The 14,154-nt window shown below is 32.0% G+C and carries 11 protein-coding genes; 10 read left to right on the forward strand and 1 reads right to left on the reverse strand.

The window, feature by feature from the left end:
* The first annotated feature begins 53 nt into the window (after positions 1–53).
* The 7 genes from sosA (at position 54) to sbcC (ending at position 8,267) form a co-directional block, all read left to right on the forward strand.
* Complete coding sequence (gene sosA / locus KA858_RS12985; RefSeq protein WP_281058911.1) at positions 54–287, forward strand: DNA damage-induced cell division inhibitor SosA; 234 nt, start codon at positions 54–56, stop codon at positions 285–287.
* Between the two features lie 123 nt (positions 288–410).
* The gene (locus tag KA858_RS04800; RefSeq protein WP_053029398.1) at positions 411–644 is read left to right on the forward strand and encodes a DUF896 domain-containing protein; all 234 of its coding nucleotides are present in this window, start codon (positions 411–413) and stop codon (positions 642–644) included.
* Positions 645–746: 102 nt separating this feature from the next.
* Positions 747–2,735 (forward strand): transketolase, encoded by a 1,989-nt coding sequence (gene tkt / locus KA858_RS04805; RefSeq protein ID WP_210135152.1) that lies wholly within the window; start codon positions 747–749, stop codon positions 2,733–2,735.
* Between the two features lie 335 nt (positions 2,736–3,070).
* A complete protein-coding gene (locus tag KA858_RS04810; RefSeq protein WP_011275855.1) occupies positions 3,071–3,313 on the forward strand; it encodes a YneF family protein in 243 nt (80 codons plus the stop codon).
* A gap of 160 nt (positions 3,314–3,473) precedes the next feature.
* A complete protein-coding gene (locus KA858_RS04815) occupies positions 3,474–3,941 on the forward strand; it encodes a CcdC family protein (protein ID WP_053029400.1) in 468 nt (155 codons plus the stop codon).
* Positions 3,942–4,102: 161 nt separating this feature from the next.
* Positions 4,103–5,227 carry an exonuclease subunit SbcD gene (gene sbcD / locus KA858_RS04820; RefSeq protein WP_075108744.1) on the forward strand — a complete coding sequence of 375 codons (1,125 nt, stop codon included), beginning with the start codon at positions 4,103–4,105 and terminating at the stop codon, positions 5,225–5,227.
* Between the two features lie 4 nt (positions 5,228–5,231).
* Complete coding sequence (gene sbcC / locus KA858_RS04825) at positions 5,232–8,267, forward strand: exonuclease subunit SbcC (protein ID WP_210135153.1); 3,036 nt, start codon at positions 5,232–5,234, stop codon at positions 8,265–8,267.
* 61 nt (positions 8,268–8,328) lie between these two features.
* On the opposite strand, the gene mscL is transcribed toward sbcC, so the two are convergent.
* On the reverse strand, positions 8,329–8,682 hold the full coding sequence (mscL, locus tag KA858_RS04830; protein ID WP_033080045.1) for a large conductance mechanosensitive channel protein MscL: 354 nt from the start codon (positions 8,680–8,682) through the stop codon (positions 8,329–8,331).
* Between the two features lie 190 nt (positions 8,683–8,872).
* Here mscL and KA858_RS04835 point away from each other — a divergent pair, with 190 nt between their 5' ends.
* The 3 genes from KA858_RS04835 to menI all read left to right on the forward strand — a co-directional run bounded on the left by KA858_RS04835 (position 8,873) and on the right by menI (position 14,077).
* On the forward strand, positions 8,873–10,510 hold the full coding sequence (locus tag KA858_RS04835; RefSeq protein WP_210135154.1) for a BCCT family transporter: 1,638 nt from the start codon (positions 8,873–8,875) through the stop codon (positions 10,508–10,510).
* A 299-nt stretch (positions 10,511–10,809) separates the two neighbouring features.
* Positions 10,810–13,515 (forward strand): aconitate hydratase AcnA, encoded by a 2,706-nt coding sequence (acnA, locus tag KA858_RS04840; protein WP_193839376.1) that lies wholly within the window; start codon positions 10,810–10,812, stop codon positions 13,513–13,515.
* 91 nt (positions 13,516–13,606) lie between these two features.
* Positions 13,607–14,077 carry a 1,4-dihydroxy-2-naphthoyl-CoA hydrolase MenI gene (menI, locus tag KA858_RS04845; RefSeq protein WP_075108739.1) on the forward strand — a complete coding sequence of 157 codons (471 nt, stop codon included), beginning with the start codon at positions 13,607–13,609 and terminating at the stop codon, positions 14,075–14,077.
* Positions 14,078–14,154: the final 77 nt, after the last annotated feature.

Raw genomic sequence — 14,154 nt, forward strand, 5'->3', positions numbered from 1 at the left:
ACAGATGTTCTGTTAAAGTGTGTATACAAACAAATGTTCTAGAGGTGGAAGTAATGTTTAATAAATATAAAAATAAATTAATTACGAATATAGCTGTTGTATCAATATCTTGTGTTGTTTTTATAGTATTTTTCATGAATTTATATCATAACGCTCAAACGGAACAAAGGTACGAAATCACTGATCATACAATTTCTAAACAGGCAATAATTAAAGATGATAATAAGAACGTAAATAACACGAATGGGGAACAAAATGACTACAAAGTGTTCGCCTTTGTCAGATAAGTATCAATTTTGAGGTCTATCGAAGCTATTGAAATGTCTATAGCTTTTGCCTAGGCCTCTTTTTTGTTATATTCTATGAAGTAAAAGAGAATGAAATAGGAAAATATAGAAAGAGTGATAAAGATGCCTAAAGATAATTTAAATATAGATAGAATTAATGAACTAGCTAAAAAGAAAAAAGAGCAGGGCTTGACGGAAGCTGAAGCTAAAGAACAATCAAAATTACGTAAAAAATATTTAGAAGCATTTAGAAAAGGATTTAAACAACAAATTGAAAGTACAAAAGTAATTGATCCAGAAGGTAATGATGTTACGCCTGAAAAATTAAAAAAAATTCAAGCACAAAATAAAAAGTAGTAAATTTAAAGTAAGGTTCTTTGAGACTAAACGATTATCAATTACACTATTTTTAAGTTATAATATAACAAATATGATTTAAATAGAAGGGAAGTATTAGAGATGTTTAACGAGAAAGATCAACTAGCGATAGATACTATTAGAGCTTTAAGTATCGATGCAATAGAAGAAGCTAATTCAGGTCACCCTGGGTTACCAATGGGCGCTGCACCAATGGCATACACGTTATGGACACGCCATTTAAATTTTAACCCTCAATCTAAAGACTATTTTAATAGAGACCGCTTTGTTTTGTCAGCAGGCCATGGTTCTGCGCTATTATATAGCTTATTACATGTTTCAGGTAGTCTTGAATTAGAAGAATTAAAGCAATTTAGACAATGGGGCTCTAAAACACCTGGACACCCTGAATTCAGACACACTGATGGTGTTGAAGTTACTACTGGTCCTCTAGGACAAGGTTTTGCTATGTCAGTGGGTATGGCATTAGCTGAAGATCATTTAGCTGGTAAATTTAATAAAGATGACTTCAATATTGTTGATCACTATACTTACGTACTAGCATCTGATGGTGACTTAATGGAAGGTATTTCTCATGAAGCTGCTTCATTTGCAGGTCACAACCAATTAGATAAATTAATCGTATTATATGATTCAAATGATATCTCATTAGACGGGGAATTAAACAAAGCATTTTCAGAAGATGTAAAAGAACGTTTCGAAAGTTATGGTTGGAATCACATTTTAGTTAAAGATGGTAATGATCTTGAGGCTATTGATCAAGCGATTACGAAAGCTAAATCACAACATGGACCAACGATGATTGAAGTTAAGACAATTATTGGTTATGGTGCGCCTAATGTTAGCGGAACGAATGGCGTTCACGGTGCACCACTAGGTTCAGATGAAAGAAAATTAACATTTGAAGCATATGGTTTAGATCCAGAAAAACGTTTCAACGTTCCAGAAGAAGTATATGAAATTTTCCAAACTACAATGCTAAAACGTGCAAATGAACATGAAGACGCATGGAAAGCATTATTAGAAACGTATTCAAATAAATATCCAGAATTAGCTGATGAATTTAAATTGGCTATTAGCGGTAAATTACCAACAAATTATAGAGATGAATTACCACGCTTTGATAGCGATCATAATGCTGCAACTCGTGCTGATTCAGGAGAAATCATCCAAGCGTTAAGTAAATCTGTGCCTTCATTCTTTGGTGGCTCAGCTGACTTAGCTGGTTCAAATAAATCAAATGTAAAAGAAGCAACTGATTATGATAGAAATACACCTGAAGGTAAAAATATATGGTTTGGCGTGCGTGAATTCGCAATGGGTGCAGCTGTAAATGGTATGGCAGCACACGGTGGTTTACATCCATATGGTGCAACATTCTTTGTATTTAGTGACTACTTAAAACCTGCGTTACGCTTATCAGCTATTATGGGATTAAATTCAACATTTATCTTTACACATGATTCAATTGCAGTAGGTGAAGATGGTCCTACTCATGAACCAATTGAACAATTAGCTGGATTAAGATCTATTCCAAATATGAATGTTATACGTCCCGCGGATGGAAACGAAACAAGAGTAGCATGGGAAGTTGCGCTAGAATCAGAACAAACACCTACTTCATTAGTACTTACACGTCAAAATCTACCATATTTAGACGTTGATGAAGATACAGTTGAACAAGGTGTTCGTAAAGGTGCTTATGTTGTTTTTGAAACAGAAACTAAGCCTGAATACTTGTTACTAGCAACTGGTTCAGAAGTTAGCTTAGCTATTGAAGCGGCTAAAGATTTAGATAAACAAGGTAAAGGTGTACGTGTAGTATCAATGCCAAACTGGTTTGCTTTTGAACAGCAATCAGATGAATATAAAGCATCTGTAATTCCTAAAGAAATCACTAAACGTGTGGCAATTGAAATGGCATCACCACTAGGATGGCATAAATATGTTGGAACAGAAGGTAAAGTGATTGGTATTGATCAGTTTGGTGCAAGTGCCCCTGGTGATTTAGTTGTCGAAAAATATGGTTTCACAAAAGAAAATGTATTAAATCAAATTCGTACACTTTAATGATAGAAAAATGAAAGCTTGGTACAAAAAGATAGTGGAAATATTTAGTTAATGCCTAGAAGTTAACTAATCTAAGACAGCGTTTGAACATGCTTTCTTAGTCATATAGCTTTGTAGGGGCGGGACAATGAATTCAAATTGAATTTTGTCCCGCTTCATTTATTTATAAAAATATATAATTGATTTTAAATTTTTATGTGTAAGTTTAAAAATAAGACTTACATTTGAGTAAGTATTTGTTATGATAACATTTGGATATAGATTTACTAACTAGCTCTTGAAAATAGAATAGTAATTTAGTAAAATTCAGTAGGATATAGAAAGTGGGTGAAACAATGGCAACGTGGTTAGCAATTTTATTAATCATTGTAGCGCTTATCGGTGGACTAGTTGGTGGTTTCTTTTTAGCACGTAAATACATGATGGATTATCTGAAAAAAAACCCACCTATTAATGAAGAAATGTTACGTATGATGATGATGCAAATGGGTCAAAAACCATCGCAAAAGAAAATCAATCAAATGATGACAATGATGAATAAAAACATGGATCAAAACATGAAAAGTTCAAAAAAATAATCTTCTAGCGGATTGTAAGACCTTTAAGGTTTACAATCCTTTATTTTTATAGTAAAACATCTTTAGTGTTATTTAAAAAAATTAAAAAGATTTAAAATATCAAATTACTTTTAATTAAGTAATCTCTAGTAAGAGTTTATGAATATAAGAGGGTGTAACGTTGGCATATTTAATTTTTTCAATTGTATTTGCATTATTTATGGGAATCGTGGTAATTTTTATTCGCATGAAAGCACAAAACTTTCCTGTTAATGAAAAGAAAATCATTTTACCACCATTTTTTATGGCTACAGGTGCATTGATGTATGTGATTCCGTACTTTAGATTAACTGGGATGGAAATCTTAGAATCAATCATACTCGGCGTTTTATTCTCTACAGTCCTAATATGGACAAGTCATTTTGAGATACATGGTACTGATATTTATATGAAGCGTTCTAAAGCATTTCCAATTATTTTAATATCATTGTTAATTATACGAACTGTAATTAAAATATTTATTAGTAGTCAAATTGATCCAGGTGAAATTGGCGGTATGTTCTTCTTATTAGCCTTTAGCATGATTGTACCTTGGAGATTAGCTATGTTGTATAAATATAAAAAATTGAAAAGTAAAATTGTAAAATAAGCTAGGGTTAGCATAGCGTGTTTGAAAGAATATAAAGACACATTGTTTGTTAGGTGGAAGACGACTTCTTAATGATATCGTTCCACCTTTTTTTAGTTTGAACTATGAAGTAATTCAGGATATAATAAATACGAACAAATGTTCTTGATGGAGGAGTTAAAATGAAGATTATTCATACTGCTGATTGGCATTTAGGTAAGATTTTAAATGGTAAGCAATTTTTAGAAGATCAACGATACATACTAAACCAGTTTATTGAGAATTTGAAAGACGAGAAACCAGATGTTTTAATCATTTCAGGTGATATTTATGATACGTCTTATCCTAGTAAGGAAACAATTAAACTTTTTGAAGAAACGATTAAAACAATCAATGTAATCATGGAGATTCCGACGATTATAACGAATGGAAATCATGATGGTAGAGAAAGATTAAACTATGGTTCTACTTGGTTTGAGTTTTCACATTTATATATTCGAACGCAACTTCATTCAATGTCTACACCCATAACGATTAATGACATCAACTTTTACACACTCCCATTTGCCACAATTAGTGAAATTAAAGCCTTTTTTAATGACGATGAGATAAAGACCTATGAGCAAGCAACTCAAAAATGTATTGAGCATATATCAACGCATTTAGATCAAAATCAAATCAATATATTAATTGGCCATTTAACTATTAAAGGTGGTAAAACGTCAGAGTCTGAGAGACCTCTTACAATTGGGACAGTTGAGAGTGTAGAAAAGTCTAATTTTAAAATGTTCGATAGAGTGCTCTTAGGACATTTGCATCATCCGTTTAGCATCACCGATAATGTCATTGATTATAGTGGCTCACTATTACAATATTCATTTTCAGAGGTTAATCAAGCTAAAGGTTATAAGAGATTAACAATCAAATCAAAAAACAACATTGAAACTAAGTTTGTTCAATTGAAGCCATTGCGAGAATTAGAAGAAATTGAAGGGGACTATATGGATGTCGTACAAGGAAATGTTCCTGTGAAGAGTAAAGACAACTATTTCCATTTTAAATTAAAAAATATGTCACATGTTACCGATCCAATTATCCACCTTAAACAACTATTTCCGAATACATTATCTTTAAGTAATATCACATTTGAAAGTCGAAATGATACCACTTATGCAAATTTTAAAACAACAGATGATCCTACAATCATTAAAAATTTCTTTAAAACGATTACAGATGAAGATTTAACAGAATATCAAGAGAAAAAGATACACCAATTATTAAACCAAGTTATTTATAAGGAGGATTAAATCATTGAGACCAACTAAATTAATACTTAATAACTTCGGACCATTTATACATGAAATGATTGATTTTCAACAAATAAATAATGAACAGTTATTTTTAATTAGCGGGAAAACTGGTTCGGGAAAGACGATGTTGTTTGATGCTATTGTTTATGCATTATTTGGAAAGGCATCAACAGAAGGAAGAAATGAGGGTGAGTTGCGAAGTCATTTCGCTGATGGTAAATCACCAATGAGTGTAGAGTATGAATTTAATATCAATGATAAGAAATTTAAAATATATAGACAAGCTGGTTTCGTTAAAGAGGGAAATTCATCGCCAACAGCAGGGAAACTTGATGTATTTGAATTTGATGAAGATAGTCAGTCATATGAATTGCGAGAGAGTAAAATTAGTTCAGGTAATAGTTATATCAAAGAACTATTAGGTATAAATGCGGAGCAATTTAGACAATTATTTATATTACCACAGGGCGAATTTAAGAAATTTTTAGTTTCAAATAGTTCTGATAAACAGAGTATTTTAAGAACGCTATTTAATAGTATACGTTTTGAAGAGATGCAGAATTTATTAATGAATCAAGTTAAAGATGAGAAAAAGCACATTGAAACACGTTATGATCAAATTCAGATGCTTTGGGATGATGTTGAAACATTTGAAGATGATACATTAATTCAATTTAAAGATTTAAATAGTATGCAAACTAAAGAAATTGTTAATGCAATACCTCAATTTGAACAAGTAGGTCAACGTTTAGGTGAAGAATATGAACATCTAAAATCACAGCATTTCGAATCACTTGAATCTATCAAACGCAAGATAGAGTCAAATCATAATTTAATTGATTCATTAAAAGAACTAGAACGTAATAAAAATGAAAAAATTCAACTTGAAAAAAATAAAGCGTATATTGAAGAATTAAAAAGTGAATTACATAAAATAATGGAAGTTAAACCCTTAAGTCATTTATACGATCAAAAAAATGCTAAAGAACAAAAGCTAAAAGATACGCAACAGAAGTTAAATACTATTTTAAAATATTTGGAAGAACTTAATGCAAATTTGAACAAACTCCAAAAAGAACAGAATAATTTAAATGAACAGTCTGAAATGGTTACTAATAAAGCAGCATACGTTGAAAAAACAAAACAATTTTATATGAATTTGAATAAATATCAGAAAGCATTTGAAGAAATTAAACAAAATGATGCGCATCTTAAAAGTAATAATCAAACGCAAGAAGAAAATAGAGGCTTAATCAATAATTTAAATAATGAAATAGCTCAAATAGATGTTAGTAGTGAAAATATTGAAAAACTTAACCAAGTTATATTTGAATTAAAAATGACATATGATAAAAAAATGGCTTTAAAAGAGAGTAAAGATAAATTTCAATTATTAAATCAAAAATATAACGAAACTGAAATTAAAATTAGTGAGGTCAAAGAACAGATCTTAGATTTGAAGGTTGAATTAGAGAAAATAGATAAAACAAATATTGATTTAAATGATAAACAAACATTTATTCAAGAGATTCAAAATGCGCTTCACGTTGGAGACACATGTCCAATATGTGGGAATGAGATTGAATCACTTAATGAGCATATCAACTTTAATGAAATCGCTAGAAATCAAAGTTTAATAAAAAATGTGAATAATGAGTTGAATTCTAAAGTGAATGAGTTAACAAAACTTGAAACGACTTCTGAACATATTAGTAAACAAATGAATGAATTAGAGTTTAACGATGATGAAATTAACGACATTGGTGAAATAGAAGCCCACTTAACAGTAAAAAGTAAAGAAAAAGAAAATCTGCAGCTTCAATTAAAAGAACTTGAGAAATTAAAAAAAGAACTCGAAAAGCAAAAAGAGATCTATCATAGTTTACAGATTAAACATGAAAAATTACAATCATTGAAGCAATATTACGAAACATTAATATTGGATTTTAAAGATAATACCAACTACGAAGACATATCAAATTTTGAACAATGCTACACGGAATATGATCAAATTGTTAGTGAATATGTAACGAAGAAAGAAACTTTAGAGTCAGAATTAAACCAAACAAAGCAACAAATTGAAATTGAATCTAACAATTTAAATAATAATCAGCAAGGTATCGAGGAACTTAAACAAGAACTAAATGATTATAGCGACAAGATTAATCAAGAAATGGAACGTATAGGATTAAATTCATATGAAGATGTTGCATCTTTACTTGCTAAGATAAATAGCAAAGAACAAATTGAAATGAAGATTAAGCAATATGAACAAGATCACCAAAAATTCACATTAGAAATTGAGCGTTTATCTAATATTACGAAAGGTCAAGTACCTGAAGCGGTTGATCAGTTAGACGCTACTAAGACTGAAATTGAAAAACAGTATAATCATTACATGGAAATGAGTGCTACAGTTCAATATAAAGTACAAAGTAATAAAGAAAAATTCAATAGTATAACGAACCATATTAATTATTTAGACAAAGAATTAAAAGAGCAACAAGAAATATTTGAATTATCTGAGGTATTATCAGGCAAAAATAGTAAGAAATTAACATTAGAAAATTATGTACTTATTTACTATTTAGAACGTATCATCCATCAAGCAAATATACGTTTAGAGCGTATGAGTGGAGAAAGATATCAATTAAAACGAAGAGAATCAATATCTCATGGTTATAGTGGTTTAGAAATTGAAGTGTTTGATTTTCATTCAAATAAATCCAGACACATTAGTTCGTTATCTGGTGGTGAAACATTCCAAGCATCACTCGCTTTAGCATTAGGTTTAAGTGAAGTGGTCCAACAGGAATCTGGCGGTATTACATTAGAATCAATGTTTATTGATGAAGGGTTTGGTACGCTAGACCAAGAAACATTAGAAACGGCGCTAGACACTATCGTTAAACTAAAAACGACAGGTAGAATGGTTGGAATTATATCTCATGTGAGCGAACTGAAACAACGCATACCATTAATTCTCGAAGTAACGTCAAATAAATATCAAAGTCAAACCAGATTTAAATGGAATTAAAAAAATACAATATGGCAACTTAATATCAGTACTATCGTTGCCATATTGTATTTAATTATCATTATTTTGCTCTTAATAAATCGCGAATTTCTGTTAATAAAACAGTATTTTCTTCGATTTCTTCTTCAGGCTCTTCTTTTTTCACTAATGTATTTGCTATTTTTACAAATATAAATAGTGCAATTGCTACAATTATAAAATCAATAATCGATTGAATGAATAGGCCATATTTAATTCCCCAGAATTCCCAATCTTTAGCAAAATCAACTGAGCCGAAAATTTTACCAATTAATGGCATAATAATGTATGTAACTAAAGATGTAACAATTTTGTTGAACGCTGCACCCATAACTACAGCGATTGCTAAATCCAACACGTTACCTTTAAGTGCAAACTCTTTAAATTCTTTAAACATAAACTCAATACCCCCACATAAGAATAAAATATATTATACAACATATAAATATTTTAGTAAATGTTTAATTTAAAAGAAATTTGCTATTGTATAAAGCCTTTGTTATCCTTTAATATAGCGTCTTAAATTACTTCATAGAATATTATCATATGTAAATTAAAATATAGTAAAGGAAAGGAGTAAGTAAATTATGAATTCTTCTTCAGAAGAAACAAAGCATAATAAGAAGTTTTCATCGGTTTTTATCTATAGTGCTATAGTAGTAGCTATTGTGGTATTAATCGGTGCGTTTTTACCGGAGCAATTCGGTACAATTACAGGTAATATCAGTAGTTGGATTACTGAAAAGCTTGGTTGGTATTACATGATTTTGACTACAGTAATTGTGTTCTTTTGTATCTTTTTAATCTTTAGTCCAATCGGTAAACTTAAGCTAGGTAAACCAAACGATAAACCAGAATTTAATACAGTATCTTGGTTTGCAATGTTATTTAGTGCCGGCATGGGTATAGGTTTAGTGTTCTACGGCGCAGCTGAACCTATGGCAGATTTTGCTTCACCACCTAATGCGGATCCTAAAACTACTGAAGCATACACGGAAGCATTACGTTCAACATTCTTCCACTGGGGATTCCATGCTTGGGCAGTATATGGCGTAGTTGCATTAGCATTAGCCTATGCACAATTTAGAAAAGATGAACCAGGATTAATTTCAAGAACATTACGTCCAATTTTAGGTGATAAAGTTGAAGGACCTATCGGAACAGTTATTGACGTTCTTTCAGTTTTCGCAACTGTTGTAGGTGTAGCTGTATCACTTGGTATGGGCGCACTACAAATTAATGGTGGACTTAATTACCTATTTGGCATTCCAAATAATGTATGGGTTCAATCTATTATTATCGTAGTAGTTACAGTTTTATTTATTGCTAGTGCATGGTCAGGTTTAAGTAAAGGTATTCAATATTTAAGTAACTTAAATATTGGATTAGGTACACTTTTAATGATTATTGCTTTAATAATTGGACCGACTGTACTCATCTTTAATATGTTTACTAGTTCAACTGGTAGCTTACTCAATACATTCTTATTCAACAGTTTTGATACTGCAGCGCTAAATGGCCAAAAACGTGAATGGATGTCTTCTTGGACACTTTACTATTGGGGTTGGTGGTTAAGCTGGAGTCCATTCGTAGGTGTGTTCATCGCACGTGTTTCTAAAGGACGCTCAATTCGTGAATTTATTTCAGGTGTATTACTTGTACCTGCTATCATAAGTTTCTTATGGTTCAGTGTATTTGGTGTATTAGGTATCGAAACAGGTAAAAAACATCCTGAGTTATTTGATATGACACCTGAAACTCAACTATTTGGTGTATTCCACCACGTTCCATTAGGAATGGCATTATCACTTATAGCATTAGTGTTAATTGCTTCATTCTTTATTACATCTGCCGATTCAGCAACATTCGTACTAGGTATGCAAACAACATTTGGTTCACTTGAACCTTCTGGTACTGTTAAAGTAACTTGGGGTGTTGCGCAATCATTAATCGCGTTCATCTTATTATTAGCAGGTGGAGGAAATGGTGCTGACGCATTAAATGCGATTCAAAGTGCGGCAATCATAAGTGCCTTCCCATTCTCCTTTGTAGTAATAATGATGATGATTAGTTTCTATAAGGATGCAAATAAAGAACGTAAATTCTTAGGATTAACACTACAACCAAATAAACATAGACTTGAAGATTATGTTAAATTTCAGCAACAAGATTATGAATCTGATATTTTAGAAAAGCGTGAATCAAGAAGAAACGCTGAAAAATAATATTAGGTAATCGTAATTAAGTTTATTGCCTTTAAGCACTTAACCAGTGCTTGAAGGCAATTTTTTTATTGAAGCAGCTACAACAATTTGTATATTAATGAAAATCATTCTCAATTAATAATTTTTACTTATAGTAGGTTGCTTATATGATAAGAATAACTTATATACACTGATTAAAAATGCGAAAGCTAAATCACGTGAAATATAAGTATATAGAGTTGTTTTGAAAATCATATAATTATACAATTTATTTAAAGGCATATAAATATGAATTTTTAATATTCAAGGGGGATATACAAATGACTTCAAACATTAAGCAACAAGCTAAAAAGACATTTGAAGCGAATGGCCAGTCATATACGTATTATGATTTAAAGAGTTTAGAAGACCAAGGCTTAACGAAAGTAAGTAAATTACCTTATTCAATTCGTGTTTTATTAGAATCTGTCTTAAGACAAGAAGATGAATTTGTCATTACAGATGAACATATTAAAGCTTTGGGTAACTTTGGTAAGGAAGGGAACGAAGGTGAAGTACCTTTTAAACCATCTCGTGTTATTTTACAAGACTTCACAGGTGTTCCTGCAGTAGTAGACTTGGCATCATTACGTAAAGCAATGAACGATGTTGGTGGGGATATTAATAAAATCAACCCAGAAGTACCAGTAGACTTAGTTATTGACCACTCTGTTCAAGTTGATAGCTATGCTAATCCAGATGCATTAGAAAGAAATATGAAATTAGAATTTGAACGTAACTATGAACGTTATCAATTTTTAAATTGGGCAACTAAAGCATTTGATAACTATAATGCTGTTCCCCCTGCTACAGGTATCGTTCACCAAGTAAACCTAGAATATCTTGCAAATGTGGTACACGTTCGTGACGTTGATGGAGAACAAACGGCATTTCCAGACACACTAGTAGGAACTGACTCTCATACAACGATGATTAATGGTATTGGTGTACTTGGTTGGGGTGTTGGTGGTATCGAAGCTGAAGCGGGGATGTTAGGCCAACCATCATACTTCCCAATTCCTGAAGTAATTGGTGTACGTTTAACTAATTCATTACCTCAAGGTTCAACAGCTACTGATTTAGCCTTACGTGTAACACAAGAACTACGTAAAAAAGGTGTAGTAGGCAAATTTGTTGAATTCTTTGGACCAGGTGTAACGGATCTACCTTTAGCAGACCGTGCAACAATTGCCAACATGGCGCCTGAATATGGTGCAACTTGTGGTTTCTTCCCGGTTGATGAAGAGTCACTTAAATATATGAGATTAACTGGACGTAAAGAAGAACATGTTGAATTAGTAAAAGCATACTTAGAGCAAAATAATATGTTCTTCACTGTAGATAAAGAGGATCCAGAATACACAGATGTTATCGATTTAGATTTATCAACTGTTGAAGCTTCATTATCAGGTCCAAAGCGTCCACAAGATTTAATTTTCTTAAGTGATATGAAGAAAGAATTTGAAAAATCTGTTACTGCACCAGCTGGTAACCAAGGACACGGATTAGATCAAAGCGAATTTGATAAAAAAGCAGATATTCAATTTGCAGATGGATCTACTGCAACAATGAAAACAGGTGATATAGCTATTGCAGCGATAACATCATGTACTAATACATCTAACCCATATGTTATGTTAGGTGCAGGATTAGTTGCTAAAAAAGCTGTTGAAAAAGGCCTTAAAGTACCTGAATTTGTTAAGACTTCATTAGCACCGGGTTCAAAAGTTGTAACTGGTTACTTACGTGACTCAGGTTTACAAGAATACCTTGATGATTTAGGTTTCAACTTAGTTGGTTACGGTTGTACAACATGTATCGGTAACTCTGGACCGTTATTACCAGAAATTGAAAAAGCAGTGGCTGAAGAAGATTTATTAGTAACATCAGTATTATCTGGTAACCGTAACTTTGAAGGTCGTATTCATCCATTAGTTAAAGCAAACTATTTAGCTTCTCCTCAATTAGTAGTAGCTTATGCATTAGCTGGTACAGTTGATATTGATTTACAAAATGAACCTATCGGTAAAGGTAAAGATGGTGAAGATGTATACTTAAATGATATTTGGCCTACTATTCAAGAAGTTGCGGATACTGTAGATAGTGTTGTAACACCTGAGCTATTCCTAGAAGAATATAAAAATGTATATAACAACAATGAAATGTGGAATGAAATCGATGTAACAGATGCTCCTTTATATGATTTCGATCCAAACTCAACATATATCCAAAATCCATCATTCTTCCAAGGTTTATCTAAAGAACCGGGTACAATTGAACCGCTTAAAGACTTAAGAGTGATGGGTAAATTTGGTGACTCAGTAACGACTGACCACATCTCTCCAGCAGGTGCTATCGGTAAAGATACACCAGCAGGTAAATATTTATTAGATCACGATGTACCTATTAGAAACTTTAACTCATACGGTTCTCGTCGTGGTAACCATGAAGTAATGGTAAGAGGTACATTTGCGAATATTCGTATTAAAAACCAATTAGCGCCAGGTACTGAAGGTGGATTCACAACATATTGGCCAACTGATGAAGTAATGCCAATTTATGATGCTGCTATGAAATATAAGGAAGACGGTACTGGTTTAGCTGTTTTAGCAGGAAATGATTACGGTATGGGTTCTTCTCGTGACTGGGCTGCAAAAGGTACAAACTTATTAGGCGTTAAAACAGTTATCGCTCAAAGTTATGAACGTATTCACCGTTCTAATTTAGTTATGATGGGCGTGTTACCATTACAATTTAAAGATGGTGATTCAGCTGATTCACTTGGTTTAGATGGTAGAGAAGCAATTTCAGTAGACATCGATGAAACTGTTCGTCCTCATGATATTGTTAAAGTTCACGCTAAAAAAGAAAATGGCGACGTTGTTGATTTTGAAGCAATCGTCCGTTTCGATTCTCTAGTTGAATTAGATTACTATCGTCATGGTGGTATTTTACAAATGGTTTTAAGAAACAAATTAGCACAATAAATTAATATGTGAAGCCATGCTGACTTTATGTTGGCATGGCTTTTTTATGTTAATATGAATTGTGAATGATATAGGAAAGAGGTACGAATGAATGATATACAGTATGACTGAAATTGAAGCTAGATATCAAGAAACAGATAAAATGGGTGTGATTTACCATGGGAATTACGCTACATGGTTTGAAGTTGCACGAACAGATTATATTCGTAAGCTGGGCTTTAGTTATGCAGACATGGAGAGAGAGGGTATCATTTCTCCGGTTGTAGACCTTCAAATTAAATATAAAAAATCAATTTTTTATCCTGAAAAAGTAACAATTAAAACATGGGTTGAACAATATTCAAGGCTGAAATCAGTTTATTGTTATGAAGTTTATAATGAAAATGGGGAACTTGCGACAACGGGATCTACACAATTAATTTGTATGAAATCAAGTAATTTTCGTCCAATAAGGTTAGATCGCTATTTTCCAGAATGGCATAAAACATATAGTCACGTTGATAAATTGAATCAAGAAGAAAAAGATTTTGAAGTGACACAACCAAGCGATCTTGAAATGTAAATAAAATAAAAGAGCCTAGGACATAAATAATATGATGGTGCTATTTTGCAAATTCGCAGTAGCTGACTGAACTGACA

Origin of the sequence: Staphylococcus sp. GDX8P80P (assembly GCF_017893095.1) — a bacterium.
GTDB lineage: Bacteria > Bacillota > Bacilli > Staphylococcales > Staphylococcaceae > Staphylococcus > Staphylococcus borealis.

Coding starts and splice junctions, on each gene's coding strand:
- sosA (WP_281058911.1), top strand. CDS start 54: ATGTTTAATAAATATAAAAATAAATTAATTACGAATATAGCTGTTGTA.
- KA858_RS04800 (WP_053029398.1), top strand. CDS start 411: ATGCCTAAAGATAATTTAAATATAGATAGAATTAATGAACTAGCTAAA.
- tkt (WP_210135152.1), top strand. CDS start 747: ATGTTTAACGAGAAAGATCAACTAGCGATAGATACTATTAGAGCTTTA.
- KA858_RS04810 (WP_011275855.1), top strand. CDS start 3,071: ATGGCAACGTGGTTAGCAATTTTATTAATCATTGTAGCGCTTATCGGT.
- sbcD (WP_075108744.1), top strand. CDS start 4,103: ATGAAGATTATTCATACTGCTGATTGGCATTTAGGTAAGATTTTAAAT.
- mscL (WP_033080045.1), bottom strand. CDS start 8,682: ATGTTTAAAGAATTTAAAGAGTTTGCACTTAAAGGTAACGTGTTGGAT.
- KA858_RS04835 (WP_210135154.1), top strand. CDS start 8,873: ATGAATTCTTCTTCAGAAGAAACAAAGCATAATAAGAAGTTTTCATCG.
- acnA (WP_193839376.1), top strand. CDS start 10,810: ATGACTTCAAACATTAAGCAACAAGCTAAAAAGACATTTGAAGCGAAT.
- menI (WP_075108739.1), top strand. CDS start 13,607: ATGATATACAGTATGACTGAAATTGAAGCTAGATATCAAGAAACAGAT.